12 protein-coding genes are annotated in these 15562 nt (G+C 43.1%); 11 read left to right on the top strand and 1 reads right to left on the bottom strand.

The annotated features are described in order from the left end of the window. Window positions 1-94 precede the first annotated feature (94 nt). The 4 genes from DSL64_RS06440 to DSL64_RS06425 all read left to right on the top strand — a co-directional run bounded on the left by DSL64_RS06440 (window position 95) and on the right by DSL64_RS06425 (window position 3675). Window positions 95-961 carry a fumarylacetoacetate hydrolase family protein gene (locus DSL64_RS06440; protein WP_115829838.1) on the top strand — a complete coding sequence of 289 codons (867 nt, stop codon included), beginning with the start codon at window positions 95-97 and terminating at the stop codon, window positions 959-961. Between the two features lie 168 nt (window positions 962-1129). Next, complete coding sequence (locus tag DSL64_RS06435; RefSeq protein ID WP_115829837.1) at window positions 1130-1957, top strand: amidohydrolase family protein; 828 nt, start codon at window positions 1130-1132, stop codon at window positions 1955-1957. 169 nt (window positions 1958-2126) lie between these two features. Continuing rightward, entirely contained in the window at window positions 2127-2909 is a 783-nt protein-coding gene (locus DSL64_RS06430) for an endonuclease/exonuclease/phosphatase family protein (protein WP_229216984.1), read from the top strand. A 1-nt stretch (window position 2910) separates the two neighbouring features. Next, on the top strand, window positions 2911-3675 hold the full coding sequence (locus DSL64_RS06425; RefSeq protein ID WP_115829835.1) for a (Fe-S)-binding protein: 765 nt from the start codon (window positions 2911-2913) through the stop codon (window positions 3673-3675). A gap of 75 nt (window positions 3676-3750) precedes the next feature. On the opposite strand, the gene DSL64_RS06420 is transcribed toward DSL64_RS06425, so the two are convergent. Next, window positions 3751-4143 (bottom strand): hypothetical protein, encoded by a 393-nt coding sequence (locus DSL64_RS06420; protein WP_115829834.1) that lies wholly within the window; start codon window positions 4141-4143, stop codon window positions 3751-3753. 242 nt (window positions 4144-4385) lie between these two features. Here DSL64_RS06420 and DSL64_RS06415 point away from each other — a divergent pair, with 242 nt between their 5' ends. The 7 genes from DSL64_RS06415 to DSL64_RS06385 all read left to right on the top strand — a co-directional run bounded on the left by DSL64_RS06415 (window position 4386) and on the right by DSL64_RS06385 (window position 15517). Then, the gene (locus DSL64_RS06415) at window positions 4386-5759 is read left to right on the top strand and encodes a lactate utilization protein B (RefSeq protein WP_115829833.1); all 1374 of its coding nucleotides are present in this window, start codon (window positions 4386-4388) and stop codon (window positions 5757-5759) included. A gap of 21 nt (window positions 5760-5780) precedes the next feature. Continuing rightward, window positions 5781-6368 (top strand): LutC/YkgG family protein, encoded by a 588-nt coding sequence (locus tag DSL64_RS06410; protein WP_115829832.1) that lies wholly within the window; start codon window positions 5781-5783, stop codon window positions 6366-6368. A gap of 246 nt (window positions 6369-6614) precedes the next feature. Continuing rightward, window positions 6615-7328 (top strand): (d)CMP kinase, encoded by a 714-nt coding sequence (gene cmk, locus DSL64_RS06405; protein WP_115829831.1) that lies wholly within the window; start codon window positions 6615-6617, stop codon window positions 7326-7328. Beyond that, complete coding sequence (locus tag DSL64_RS06400) at window positions 7325-8401, top strand: NAD(P)/FAD-dependent oxidoreductase (RefSeq protein WP_115829830.1); 1077 nt, start codon at window positions 7325-7327, stop codon at window positions 8399-8401. The genes cmk and DSL64_RS06400 overlap by 4 nt, the downstream gene beginning before the upstream one ends. A gap of 59 nt (window positions 8402-8460) precedes the next feature. Beyond that, on the top strand, window positions 8461-11631 hold the full coding sequence (locus tag DSL64_RS06395) for a BamA/TamA family outer membrane protein (RefSeq protein ID WP_229216983.1): 3171 nt from the start codon (window positions 8461-8463) through the stop codon (window positions 11629-11631). A gap of 89 nt (window positions 11632-11720) precedes the next feature. Continuing rightward, entirely contained in the window at window positions 11721-12644 is a 924-nt protein-coding gene (locus tag DSL64_RS06390; RefSeq protein ID WP_115829828.1) for a PorP/SprF family type IX secretion system membrane protein, read from the top strand. A 110-nt stretch (window positions 12645-12754) separates the two neighbouring features. Further along, entirely contained in the window at window positions 12755-15517 is a 2763-nt protein-coding gene (locus DSL64_RS06385; RefSeq protein ID WP_115829827.1) for a 2-oxoglutarate dehydrogenase E1 component, read from the top strand. The last annotated feature ends 45 nt before the right edge of the window (window positions 15518-15562 follow it).

Below are 15562 nucleotides of genomic sequence, written 5' to 3'. Positions count from 1 at the left end.
TAGCTTTTAGCGGTTAGCTCAATTGTACAGAAAATACTAGTGAAAAAATAAGTAAACAGCTGGCAGCTTAAGGCCGACAGCAAAACCTAAAACCATGAAATTATTCCGATTTGGTGCTTTTGAGCAAGAGAAAGCGGGTGTTGAACTTGCAGATGGAACTAAGATAGATGTCTCTGCCTTTGGCGAAGACTATAACGAGAAATTTTTCGCAACGGACGGTGTAAAGCGTCTGGAAGAATGGCTTACAACCAATGCTGCATCTGCTCCGAAAGTAGAAGACGGATTTCGTTTCGGATCCTGCGTTGCTCGTCCTTCGAAAATCGTATGTATTGGTATGAATTATGCCAAACACGCTTACGAATCGGGTGCTACAGAATTGCCAAAAGAACCGATCATTTTCTTCAAAGCTACTTCGGCACTTTGCGGTCCGAATGACAACGTAATTATTCCAAGAAATTCTGAAAAGACGGACTGGGAAGTGGAGCTGGCTGTGATCATTGGCAAAAAGGCAAGTTATGTTGAAGAAGCAGATGCGCTGAATTATGTAGCTGGTTACGCAGTTCATAACGATTATTCCGAAAGAGCTTATCAGTTGGAGCGTGGCGGACAGTGGGTAAAAGGAAAGAGTAACGACACATTTGCTCCACTTGGTCCTTATTTTGTTCCAGCTTCACAAGTGGCAGATGCTAACAATCTGGATCTGTGGCTGACACTCAATGGTAAGAAAATTCAGGATAGCAATACCTCTGATATGATTTTCCATATTCCTTTTCTGGTAAGTTATCTGAGCCAGTTTATGACGCTGCTTCCTGGTGATATGATCACAACCGGCACTCCCGCAGGTGTAGGTCTGGGAATGAAACCTCAGGTATACCTAAAAGCAGGAGATGTGGTAGAACTGGGTATTGAAGGTCTTGGTCAGCAGAAACAGGAAGCAGTTGCATGGACGCCGGTGGCGTAAATCTGGAAATGGTCAAAGGACATGAATGGTCGTTTGTTGTCATGAAGTAGTCAAGCATTGTAATTTGAAATTTATGACTAGAAATGACAACTCCTGACAACCTTTGACAAAAAATGACAATACATGGCTACAAATGACAACAAATATTAATACCTGACTATTTGAAATATGACTATCGATTCTCATCAGCATTTCTGGATTTTTGATCCGATCAGAGATTCCTGGATTACTCCGGAAATGGAGACGATACGCCGGGATTTTTTGCCTGCCGATCTGAAACCTGTTTTAGATAAAAATAAGGTAGACGGCTGTGTGGCAGTACAGGCCGATCAGTCTGATGCTGAAACTGAATTTCTCCTGCACCTCGCGGAAGCAAACGATTTTATCAAAGGTGTAGTAGGTTGGATTGATTTCCGGTCGGAAGATATATACGATAAACTGGAAGTGTATTCACAATTTGAATTGCTGAAAGGTTTTCGACATGTGGTACAGGCAGAGCCGGAAGGCTTTCTGGAACAGCAAACCTTTATAAATGGCGTGGAGCAGCTGGCTGCTTTTGATTTTACTTATGACATTCTGGTATATCCGCATCAGTTGAAAGAGGCTTTTTCTTTCGCTTCAAAGTTGCCCAATGTAAGGTTTGTTTTAGATCACATCGCCAAGCCATTTATCAAAAAGGGAGAAATTGAACCCTGGAATAAGGAATTAAAGGAGCTGGCACAATTGCCTAATGTGAGCTGTAAGGTTTCAGGAATGATTACCGAAGCGAATTGGTACAATTGGAAGAAATCGGATTTCGTGCCTTATCTGGATGTGGTGTTCGAAGCTTTTGGAAGTAAACGAATTATGTTTGGTTCCGATTGGCCCGTATGTCTTGTTGCGGGAGATTATGAGAAAATGAAAGCAGTACTGACGGACTATTTTTCGGGTTTCAATGCTTCTGAAAAGGAAGATGTGATGGGAGGAAATGCGGTACGTTTTTATCGTTTGGAATAAGGAGATTGCGGCGGAAAGTAAGAATGGGGATAGGCTTTATTTTGATTGATCAGGCAGGATTCACCGCATAAAACTCAGTGCAGAAGGTTGCTCAGCAAATGAAAAACATGCATATTGATGTTATAATTTGAAGTGTATTCTTTGTTGTGAACCTATTTGATTAAGCGGATTGAAGAAATTAGTATTAATAGCCATCCTTTTTTGTAGTGCTTTTGTTTTACTCGCTTCTCAGCCTCGTAAGGCGGTAGAGATGAGGATCATGAGTTTTAATATTCGTCATGGATTGGGCATGAATGAGGAATCGAATATGATGGATATATTGAGGATTATCAATGAAAATAAACCGGATCTGGTTGCGCTCCAGGCCGTTGATAGTCTGATTAATAACGGTAAGACGCAGTTTCAGCTCAGACAGCTGGCCACTCAGACGGGCATGTATTTTACCTACGGCGCGGCAGAGCATTCGGAAAGTGGGAGCCAGGGAGTAGGGATTTTGTCGGCATGGCCATTGGAAAAATCACAAACGATTACCTTGCCGTCAACTCCGGGAGCGGATCCGAAGGTATTGCATTGCGGATTGATACGTCATTCGAGAAATCTGACTTTGCGTTTTTGTAACTCCCGGCTGGAATATGCCTCTGTGATGGACAGAGCGCTGCAGTCGGCTTATATCAATCAAATGCTTCAGGGAAGTATTCAACCCGTAGTGCTCGGAATGGATATGGGAGCGCGGCCGAACGAGCAGCCCTACTTTTCATTTCGTCAGAAGTGGCAGGATGCTGCACAAGGCTCACAAGTGGAGACCTGGAATGAAGGGATACCCGGCGACAGGCTCGATTATATTTTTGTATTGCTGAATAATAAAGTGCGTGTGAAAGACTATAAGGTAATCAGAAATTATCCCAAAGCCTCAGATCACTATCCAATAATTGCTACAGTTGAATTTTGGTAAAATGAAGTATTCTCATCTAAAAATTGGCCTATTCATCCCGTGTTACGTGGATCAGTTTTATCCTCAGGTAGGGATTGCAACGTTGGAGCTGTTGGAGAAGCTGGGCTGTAATGTTGGTTTTCCTCTTAACCAGACTTGCTGCGGGCAACCTATGGCAAACTCCGGATTTGAACATCTGACCAATGGGTGTAATACGTTGTTTATGAACTCATTTGGTGAGTTTGATTACATAGTTTCGCCATCAGGAAGCTGTGTGTTGCATATCAAAGATCATTTGAAAGTAGAGGGGAAACCGACTGAATCGAAGGAGGTTAGAAAGAAGGTGTATGAGCTGGTAGAGTTTATTACTGATGTTTTGAAAATAGATTTTATCCAGGCGGATTTTCCTCACAGGGTTGGTTTGCATCAGGGGTGCCACGGTCAGAGAGGTCTTCACCTGGCGCAGATGTCGGAACTGAATGCTGAACCATTTTCAAAACCTGAAACACTTTTGCGAAATGTAAAAGGTTTAGAACTTGTGGAGCTGGATCGTAAAGACGAATGCTGTGGTTTTGGAGGAACGTTCTGTGTGAGTGAAGAAGCGGTGTCAGTTAAGATGGGGAAGGATCGTGTGGCAGATCATATCAGGCATGATGCGGAATACATCACGGGATCAGATATGAGTTGTCTGATGCATCTGGAAGGGATTTTGAGAAGGAAAAATTCAGAAGTGCAGGTGAAGCATATTGCAGAAATTCTGAACAATGCCCTACCGGCACTTGCCTAAAAACAAATGCCGACATCAATAAAGACGCCGGCATTACAAAGTTTCGGAAGTTCAGAATCTGAGAAGAACCACTCGTTAGTTGATAGAAGAAACGACGCGGCTCGTTTTAGTCAGGATATCAAACGTCTGTGTATACTTCTCTTTTCCGTCAGTGATCTCGAAAGTATAGCTACCGTCAAGAAGCGTAGATAGATCGAAGTATTTCAGATAGTTAGCTTCGGTACGTTTAGTTTCTGAGAACAACACGTTCTTGTTGATGTCCAGAATACGTACTAAAACTGCATTTGACTGAGGTGTATTATATAAAACTCTGAATTGCATAGGTTTAACTTCCAATACGCTCAGCTTGTTGTCAGCTGCAACGGTTTTTTCAGAAGTAGCGGTAGCCTGAGCATTGCTGTTGAATGTAGAGGCTGAAAAAAGCAAGCCGGTCAGGGCTGCTGCGAGGATGATGGTTTTTGTTTTCATAGGAGTTGTGATGTTTATGTGTCTAAGAAAAGTTAAAATAAACTTTTTTCAGACTCCGATGCCCCGATCGAAAATCTTTGTATGTCAAAAGTATAACATATTGCTATACAATAAAATAGCTTTTAGGTGTCAATTTGAAAGTTGTTCGTTAAACAAATTCTAAACTTTGAATAGTACAGCGAATGTGAATAGTGCAATTCAAGTTCTTTAAATAATACTATTATCTAATTGTTAAGAAGAGTATGTCAAAGGTAACAATGGACCACGCAGGTGCTTCGGATGTGTTCAACGCCGACGAGCCCTATGTAAACTGGCATGATGAAACACTTTGGTTTGTGCGTCACAAAAGAGACAAATCGTCCAAGATGCTGCCTGAATGGGAAGAGTTGAGGACGACTGCTTCTTCTATCAAACATTATGTGCTGTCTCATCTGGATACTTTGCTGGAATCTTTTGAAGCAAAAGCGAAAGAAAACGGAGTACACGTACATTGGGCATCCAATGCGGCTGAACATAATGAAATCGTACTTGGGCTCCTTCGTAAACATAAGATTGATCAGATGGTTAAAAGCAAGTCCATGTTGACAGAAGAATGTCACATGAATGAGTTTCTGATCAAAAATGGTATTGATGTTATTGACACCGATTTGGGAGAGCGTATTGTACAGTTGCGAAACGAGCCTCCCAGTCATATTGTACTTCCTGCGATACATTTGAAAAAACAGGATATTGGTGATTTGTTTCACGAACATCTGGGCACAGAAGCCGGCGCTACAGATCCTCAGTACCTTACTGAAGCTGCCCGCCAGCATTTGCGTGATAAGTTTTTAACACGTCGTGCCGCTCTGACAGGTGTAAATTTTGCCATTGCAGAAACGGGTGGTTTTGTAGTAAGTACCAATGAAGGAAATGCCGATATGGGGGCGCACCTTGCGGATATTCACATTGCCTGTATGGGTTTCGAGAAGATCATTCCCCGTCAGGAACATCTGGGTGTGTTTTTGAGATTGTTGGCCAGAAGTGCGACAGGACAACCCATTACGACCTATTCCAGCCATTTCAAAAAACCACGTGAAGGGCAGGAGATGCACATTGTAATTGTTGACAATGGCAGAAGTACGCAGCTGGGCCGTGAGGACTTCCGGAATTCGCTTAAATGTATCCGGTGCGGCGCTTGTATGAATACTTGTCCGGTATACCGCCGGAGTGGTGGGCATAGTTACCATAATGCTGTGGCAGGTCCGATTGGTTCTATTCTGGCGCCTAATCTGGATATGTCCAAAAATGCAGATTTGCCTTTCGCAAGTACGTTGTGCGGAAGTTGCTCTAATGTTTGTCCTGTGAAGATTGATATTCATGATCAGCTCTACAAATGGAGGCAGGTGTTGGTCAAGGCCGGCCATGTCCCTGGCGGAAAGAAAGCAGGCATTACTGCGATGTCGACGGTATTGTCTCAACCCAGATTTTACCAATGGTCGGGAAGGATCGGTCGCTCTGTAATGCGTGCGGTTCCTTTTATGGTAAATAACGGACTCAATCCCTGGTATAAACAACGCGAAATGCCCGAGCCACCAAAGGAGAGTTTCAGAGATTGGTATGTGAAGAATCGTAAATAGGGCAGCTATCGAATTAAGAAAATGAGTGCAAGAGAAAAAATACTTCAGCAGATAAAAGCAAACAAGCCTGATGCTACGCAGCTTCCGGAGCGCTTTACATTTAACAGCAATTTTTCGGATCCGCAGGCAAAATTTACGGAATCTCTCGCGGCAGTTTATACCGAAGTGATCGTGGTGTCCGGTACTGATGAGCTTAAATATAAGATCGGAGAAATGTATGACGGTGTTGTAAACCGTGCTACAACTATTCCGGAGCTTTCCGATTGGGCCGATTTTAGTCTGAATGTTTCAGACCCACACGAATTGGAAACGATTGAAGTGGCGATTTTGCAGGCTGAGTTTGGTGTGGCAGAAAACGGTGCAATCTGGATTTCTGATAAATACCTTCCGCACCGGGTATTACCTTTTATTACGCAGAATCTTGCCTTTGTAATTCCAAGAAAAAGCATTGTGGATAATATGCATGATGCTTATAAGGTTCTTACGGACACGACGGGTTGGGGCTGTTTCATATCCGGTCCATCCAAAACTGCAGACATTGAACAGTCGTTGGTGATAGGAGCACACGGAGCACGAAGCCTGGTAGTTTTTCTGGTAGACAGTATCTAAGGAACTGGTCTTATATTGGTTATGAAATAAAAAAGGATTGGGTTCAGAGGAACCGGCAATCCTTTTTTTATTTATGATTAAAAAAAGCTGTTCGCTACACGGTAGTTTCTCTATTTTTGCAAAGCGCGTATCCGTATGCAGCAATTGGTTTCAGCTAATGTTACTATGCTTTAAGAAGGATTTCGGGAACACTATTTTACTAATTTGTCACACCCCTGTTTTAGAGATGTGATCAATACAGCAAACATGCCTAAGATAATCGTTGCCATAGATGGCTATTCAAGTTGTGGAAAGAGCACAACTGCCAAGCTGGTTGCCAAACAGCTTAATTACCCGTATATTGATACCGGTGCCATGTACAGGGCAGTCACTTTATACTTCATTCAGAATCATATCAGTCTCACCAATCCTAAAGAGGTCGAAACTGCGCTGAATCAGATCCAGATCACTTTTCGGAGACATCCCGAGCTCGGACGTAATGATACCTATCTCAATGGTCTTAATATAGAAGATGAGATCAGAAAGATGTACGTATCGGAAAAAGTGAGTGAGGTGAGCGCAATTGCCGAAGTGCGCCATGCTCTGGTTGCACAACAGCAGCGAATGGGCAGAGTCAAAGGCATCGTCATGGATGGCCGTGATATTGGTACAGTCGTATTTCCGAATGCTGAACTTAAGATTTTCATGACTGCAGATCCAATGATCCGCGCGCAGAGACGTCAGCTGGAATTGATTGAAAAGGGAGATCTGGTGGGGATACAGGAAATTCTGGAAAATCTTAGACTACGTGATCATATAGATACAACCCGTGCAGAGAGTCCTTTGCGCCAGGCAGAAGATGCAGTATTTATTGACAACTCACTCATGACACTCGACGAACAGGTAGAAATGGTTGTCAGACTGGCGGATGCGCAAATAGCATCTTCGCTCAGGAGAAGGGATTTAAATAATTTGAAATGAACAATAGCACTCCCGATTACGATTATCTGATCGTTGGTCATGGAATCGGTGGTTTGTCAATAGCCTGGCATTTACAAACCGCCGGTAAATCTTTTAAAATTATACACGATTCCTCGGCCCCTAATTCTTCGCGGGTGGCGGCTGGTGTACTCAATCCGCTCACAGGTAAAAAGCTTGTCAAGACCTGGCTGGCAGACGACCTTTTTCCATATGCTTACCGGTTCTATGAAGAGCTGGAAACAACACTCAATGCGAAATTTCTTCATAGAACATCAGTGTACCGTCCGTTTCGGTCGCTTGCAGAGCAGAATACTTATCTTGCCCAGACGGCTGAACCCGGAATTGCGAGATATGTAGGTGAGGGGAGAGACCAGGAGGCAGTTGCTGCGTATACACATATGGAACACGGTGCACTTGAAGTAACCGGTGCAGGATGGATCGATCTTCCTTTATTGATGGATAAGAGTATAACTTACTTTTCGGAGAAAGGTCAGTTTATCGAAGGAGTTTTTGATTTTCATGACCTTAATCTTTCCGGGGAGTTTGTGAAGTGGAAAGGTAATACGTATGGAAAACTGATGCTTTGTCAGGGTTTTACTGCCGTCAATGACCCTGTTTTCGACTGGCTGCCTTTTGCGCCTGTCAAAGGGCAGGTACTGGAGATCGAAACAGAACAAAAGTTAGAATCTCATATTGTTAATCAGGGCATTTTTATCCTTCCTTTGGGAGAGACGAAAGCCAAAGTGGGAGCCACGTATTCATGGGATCCGTTGGACTGGACTCCTACAAAAGCATGTAGAGAAGAGTTGGAAGAAAAGCTTGCGGGACTTTTGAAGAGTACTTACAAGGTAACAGGAGAAATTGCCGGAATACGTCCTTCGGTTAAAGACAGAAGGCCTCTGATTGGCGTACATCCTGTTCGGAAAAATATATGCATTTTTAACGGATTAGGTACCAAAGGTGTAACGCTCGGGCCATTTTTTGCAAATGAATTAGTACAACATTTAGAAAACGGGAAAGAATTAAATCCTCTAGTGAATATTCAGAGGTATTTTTCGTTATATTTCCATTGATGTAAGCCTAAGCATATATGAGGATAAAATCTTTATTATTATTTGCTGTACCAGTCAGTATGGCAGCCTTTTTGGGGTTGAGTACTGATGTATCCGCGCAGAGATACCCTTCTCAGGAAACTTTCGGTAAAAACAGGGTTCAATATAAAACCTTTAACTGGAAGATTTTCAGAACTACAAATTTTGAAATTTATCACTATCAGGGTGGTGCTGATCTGGCCAAGCTTACAGCTCAGTATGCTGAAAGTGAATTCGATAAGATCACAGATGTGCTCGGATGGACGCCTTATAACAGGGTCAAAATTTTCCTTTATAATTCTCCGGCAGAACTCGAACAGAGTAACATGGGGCTTACTACAATGGACAACCGTGATGATCAAAAGCTTGATCTTGCACAGTCACGTGTAGAAATTGCCTATATCGGAGACCAGCTGGGATTCAGAAAAAAGCTGGTGAACGACATCAGTCTTCTCTTTATATATGATATGCTCTATGGCGGTAATATGAAAGAGGCTTTGCAAAGCTCTCTTTTACTTACCGTGCCGGAGTGGTTTATGACAGGCGCTGCTGCTTATATCTCAGAAGGCTGGTCGCCGGAACTGAATGATTACATGCGGGATTTCTTCAAAAACCGCAACGTGAGAAAGCCGACGCTGATGTCCGGAAATGACGCAAGATTGGTCGGTCATTCGATATGGAATTACATAGCAGAACGATACGGAAAAGATAAGATATCTGATATTCTCAACCTGACCCGTATTATCCGTACAGAGCAAACCAGCATTACAAGTACACTTGGCGTACCTTCTTATAATCGCTTTTTGCGTGATTGGAAAGCATATTATTTGAATCTCAACAAAGCCGCTGAGCAGTCCTATGTAGCTTCCCAGCCCACCTGGAAAGTGAAATTGCATGAATTCAATGGTTCAGGAACAGCTGCGGTTGCTAAAATTTCTCTTGACAAAAAATTCACAGCTGTTAGCGAAGTTAAAAACAGCCGCTATAAGGTGTATGTGATGGACACAGAAACCGGATCGAAAAAACTGATACGTCAGGGAAAGGCTGATCATGTAGGAGCCAAAACCAATAGTGAACCTCCTCTTTTAGGATGGTCGAGAAATAATCAGCTTACAATTCTGGTTTCAGAAAACGGACGCAAAAATGTATATGTGTATGAAAATGTGGGGACTAAGAAAATTAAACTAAAGTTGAAAAGAAATATTCGTGGTCTTGATCAGATTGAAGACATGGATGTTTCTAATGATGGAAGCATGTTGGCGGTAAGCGCTGACAGATCAGGCAGAAATGATATTTATCTGGTAAGTGTTGCCAGAGGTTCGGCTTTGCCATTGACAAGCGATTTGTACGATGACTTCTCCCCACGCTTTATACAGGGATCTTCAAGAAAGCTGGTGTTTTCGTCAAATCGTCCTGCTGAGTTTGGGGATACGATTAAGGCTGATTACAAAACGATCAACGGACCGATTTCTATTTTTGAACATGACGGAACCCCCAAGTCAGCTGAAATCAAGGTTCTGTTGAAAGGAGAAGGCAAGACAAAATCGACGCCGATCTATGCAGACGCCAATGAGGTATATTACTTGTCCGACAGTAAGGGTATTTCGAATGTATTTAAGATTTCACGCGCCGGTGATGCTCCTCAGCAACTGACCAACTATATACACGGAATAAAGAGTGCGGACATTCATCCGAAGTCTGGTGGAGCACTGGCATTTACTTATCTGAATGACGGTTATTATAATGCTGCTGTCAAAAACGGATTTGATACAAATGCATCTATCTCATCTCCTGATCTGAATAGCGGGCAGCCTGTGGCAGGCGCACAGGAAGGAGCAGCGGCAGTGAAAGATTCTGCAACTGCGAAACTTCAGGAACCTGCGGTTTCGAAACTGGTACTAAAAGACGGAGAGGTAGATATCGACAATTATCAGTTTGATGAGGATGTACTTAAAACTTTTGAGTCAAGACAGCGCCGTGGTGCACTTTCAGGGACACCCGGAGTGCTGAACCGTACAAGACCTACACGTGATAATATTTCCATTAAAGGCCCATATCCTTACAAAGGGCTGTTTATTACGAATGATGCAAGTTCTGACTGGCGTATTGATCCGATCAGAGGATTCGGATATGCACAGTCGTTATCGATGAATGACTTGCTGGAAAATCATGTGGTCAAGGCAGGATTTTTTATCTCGTCCAATTTCAGGAACAGTGATTTATTTGCTGAGTATAACAACAACACTTATCGTATAGATTTTGGAGTACGTTACGATCGCAAAGCGTTGTATTCCAGTGCCGAGAACTATCCTCAAAAATACCGTTTCAACCAGATTACCTTCTCGGCTTCCTACCCATTCTCGCCATCAAGCCGTTTTACACTTTCCCCGATGTTCAGTTCATCGAGGCTGATAGACGTTTATTCTCTGGCAAATCCGGATCTGAATTCGAACTTTGGAGGATTGCGTAGTGAATACGTTTTTGATAATACGAAAGTGAATGGTATGAATATGATGGAAGGAACCCGCTTCAAATTACGGTTTGATATGCAGGCAGGGTTGTCATCAGCGAATGAGAGCTTCAATCGGCTGAGTCTCGATTTTCGTCATTACCAAAAAATACACCGGGATCTGATTCTTGCGATTCGTGCAGCAGGAAGTCACTCCGGCGGAAGAGCGCCAAAGCAGAGTATTCTCGGAGGGATGGAAAACTGGATAGGAAACAGAAAAGACAGCCGCTCAGCGAACGATCCGCTGGCATTCGGGCCTAATATTGACAACAGGGATATTTTCTTCACCGACTTTGCTACAAACCTGAGAGGTTTCAATCTCAATAAGTTGTCAGGTACAAGTTATATGCTTTTAAACGCTGAATTAAGAATTCCATTAATCAAGTATCTGTACCGGGGGTCAATTACTTCCAGCTTTTTGCGGAACTTCCAGGTGGTTGGTTTCGGAGATATCGGAACTGCCTGGACTGGCAAGGGGCCGTTTAGCGAGGAAAGTAGCTTGAATACAACAATCATTGGAGCCGACGGCGATACCTACAGAGCGACAGTGACCACCTTCAAAAATCCATACCTGATGGGATATGGACTTGGTGCCCGTACAACCATATTCGGTTTCTACGTCAAGTTTGATTACGCATGGGGAATTGATAACGGTTATACCAATAAGGCGATTCCATACGTAACACTTGGTTATGATTTTTAAGGGAATGAAATGATTTTTAACGTCTATTAAAAAAAATGGCAGGAGGTTGCTCCTGCCATTTTTTCTGATATTTGCCCGCCATATTAAATATGATGAAATATAATTTACCATTTAAGTTGATGTTGGTTGCTGCAACCATTTTAGGCTCAGTAACGTATAGTTTTTCACAAAGAGAGGTTCTTACTGAGCAGTATGTTCAGAACCCGATGGCGATCAATCCGGCCTTCACCGGCGTTCGCGAAACGTTCAATATGACTGCCATGTTCCGCAGAAAGTGGTTTAACATTCCCAATTCACCTTCCAGCCAAACCTTCGCCGCCGATGGTACTTTTGGGAATGGTAAATTTGGAGTAGGTTTTCAGGCATTGAACGACCAGACCAGCTATTTCACGACCACTGCTTTGTCTGCCAGCTTTGCGTATCATTTGGGGATATCCGATAACTTCAAATTGGGACTGGGTGCGCAGGGGGGAATCAATGTGCTGCCGGTGTTTGATCTTTCAGCAAGAACCAATAACAGGGTCCTTGGAAGTTTCGGCGTAGGAGGTTGGCTGTATTCTGAAAACTTCTATGTAGGTATCTCCAAACCTGAAGTCCTCTCGCAAGGATTCGGTGATCAGGCCATTAGTGGCTTTTACCGCAGGCCTTTGTATGTAATGACCGGTGGCAGTTACGACCTGGGCGACGAACTGATGCTTTTGCCTCATGCGTTGTTGGTGCAGGAAAAGGATCATAAGCTGCGAGTGGATTTGGGAGCAAGATTATGGATCAGCGAAAAGGTAGGATTCGGTGCCTCGTATCGTATGGGGGGAGGGTCAAATGCTTTCTCTCAATCGGGGATTAATTTTTTTCAGTTATCTGGTGAGGTCAACGTGGGTAAAAATGTCAGGCTTGGGTATTTCTATAATTCCAAACAAGTGGAACAAATTTTTACGAATTACACCGGACCGAAAGGAGTACACGAGTTGATGCTGAAATTTGTCCCGAATCCGAATGGATTTCAGAAGTATTAAATTTATGTTAAAATGAGTATAGTTTTGGGTAAAGTTAATAGGACATTTTATGTGTTTTGTTTACATAAGTGTCTTAACTTTGTCCTGTAAATGAAATAATCACATTTGTGATGGATAAATACACGTATATAGCAAATTCCGACGGCGCTTACATAGAGGATTTATACAATTCCTATAAGCAAGATGCAGCTTCAGTAGACGAAGGCTGGCAAAAGTTTTTTGAGGGCTTCGATTTCTCTCAGAAATATCCTGAAAAGGCAAACGGACACACAAACGGTGCTGTCAATGGTAAGGAATCTGCTACTGCAGGTAAGGCTGATCCGGCTCGTATCCGTAAGGAGATGGAGGTGGTTCACCTGATCCGTGGTTATCGGTCAAGAGGGCACCTTCTGGCTACTACCAACCCGATCAAAAAGAGAAAAGATCGTCGTCCACAATTGGAAATCTCTGATTTCAATCTGGGTATCGAAGATCTTGATTCTGTTTTCGAAGCAGGTGTTGAAGTTTTCGGACGCCCTGCTACACTACGGGAAATTGTTGACTCGCTTAAGACGATTTATACACGTAACATCGGTTTCGAATATTTATATATCCGCGATCGTGAACAAAAAAGCTGGCTTCGTAAGAAAATAGAGAAGGAAGCATTGGATATGGCTTTCTCTATTGATGAGAAAAAGCATATTCTTAAAAAGCTGAACGAGGCTGTTGTTTTTGAAAACTTCCTTCACACCAAATACCTTGGACAGAAACGTTTCTCACTGGAAGGTGGAGAGACGACTATTCCTGCTTTAGACGCCATGATCAACAAGGCGGCTGAGATGGGTGTTGTAGAGGTAATGATCGGTATGGCTCACCGCGGACGTTTGAACGTACTTGCCAACGTGATGCAGAAAACATACGGTCAGATCTTTAACGAGTTTGAAGGTAATTTACCAGATCAGGTATGGGGTGATGGCGACGTAAAATACCATATGGGTTTTGCAAGCCAGATCACTGCAGAGAATGGCGAGAAAGTTCATTTGAAACTTGCTCCGAATCCTTCTCACCTTGAAGCAGTAAATCCTGTAGTAGAAGGTTACATCCGTGCACGTGCCGATGGTATGTACGACAGCGACTATGATCGTGTACTTCCTGTACTGATCCACGGTGATGCTGCCGTTGCTGGTCAGGGTATCGTATACGAGGTAACTCAAATGTCTGGTCTGCGTGGGTATTATACAGGTGGAACTATTCACTTCGTGATTAATAACCAGGTAGGTTTTACAACGGACTTCGAAGATGCAAGGTCAAGTATCTACAGTACTGATATCGCCAAGATCGTTGATGCGCCGGTATTACACGTTAATGGTGATGATCCTGAATCGGTAGTGTTCTGTATGCGTCTGGCAGTAGAATACCGCCAGAAATTCAATAAGGATATTTTCATTGACATGGTTTGTTACCGTCGTCATGGTCATAATGAGGCGGACGAGCCTAAGTTTACTCAGCCTGTTCTTTACAAAGCGATTGAGAACCATCTGAATCCACGCGAGATTTACCAAAAGGTATTGGTAGAGCGTGGCGATGTAGATGCGCAATTGGCTGTAAATATGGACAAAGAGTTCAAACAGCTGTTGCAGGAGCGTCTTGATATGGTAAAACAAAAGGCATTACCTTACGTAATGCCTAAGCTGGAACAAGAGTGGCATACATTGCGTAAAGCTACTGCCGGTGATTTTGATCAGTCGGTAGAAACAGGTGTTCCGCTTGAAATAATTGAGAAAGTAGGAAAAGCATTGATTAAAACTCCCGAAGGCTTCAACCGACTTAAGCAGATCGACAAGTTGCTTAAGGATCGTGAGCAAATGATCTTTGATAAAAAAGAGGTGAACTGGGCAACTGCCGAATTGCTTGCTTATGGTTCACTGCTTGCAGAAGGAAATATTGTTCGTTTGAGCGGTCAGGATGTTCAACGCGGCACATTCTCTCACCGTCATGCAGTTTTGCATGATGTAGAAACGAACTATTCATATAATAGTCTTGGACATATCAGCGAGGATCAGGGACCTTTTATGATCTACAACTCACTGCTTTCCGAGTACGCAGTACTTGGTTTTGAGTTTGGATATTCAATGGCCAATCCTAAAGCGCTGGTGATCTGGGAAGCACAGTTTGGTGACTTTGCTAACGGTGCACAGGTAATAATTGATCAGTTTATCTCTTCAAGCGAAACCAAGTGGGATCGCTGGAACGGATTGGTAATGCTTCTTCCACACGGATATGAAGGCCAGGGACCAGAGCATTCCAATGCTCGTCCTGAGCGCTATCTGCAATTGTCAGCTAACTATAATATGATTGTGGCAAACGTTACGACTCCGGCTAACTTCTTCCACATTCTGCGTCGTCAGCTGAAATCTCAGTTCAGAAAGCCTTTGATCATTATGTCACCGAAGTCGATGCTGAGACATCCACTTTGTGTTTCTCCGATTGACAGTCTGGTGAGCGGTAATTTCCAGGAGACGATTGGCGACACGTATGCTGATCCTAAGAAAGTGAAAAAAGTATTGCTGTGTACAGGAAAGCTGTTTTATGAGCTTTACGAAAAACAGCAGGCTGATAAGCGTGATGATGTTGCGATAATCCGTTTAGAGCAGATGCACCCATTCCCACAGGCTCAGATTGATGCACATTTGGCTAAATACAAGAATGCCAAGGTATACTGGGTACAGGAAGAACCATTCAACATGGGTGGATGGACATTCATGCTACGCATGTACAAAGGAGCCAGCCCGCTTCAGGTAATTGCAAGGGAGTCAAGTGCTTCTCCTTCAACAGGATTTAGCAAGATCCATGCAAAAGAACAGGCAGAGATTCTGGTAAGGGCTTTTGAATAATAAACTAAAAACAAGACACTTAATTCGATCACAAGATTGCAGATA

The organism is Dyadobacter luteus, from assembly GCF_003383615.1.
Taxonomy (GTDB): domain Bacteria; phylum Bacteroidota; class Bacteroidia; order Cytophagales; family Spirosomataceae; genus Dyadobacter; species Dyadobacter luteus.
Note: the sequence above shows the minus strand (reverse complement) of the source record. Positions and strands in the feature narration are given on the sequence as shown.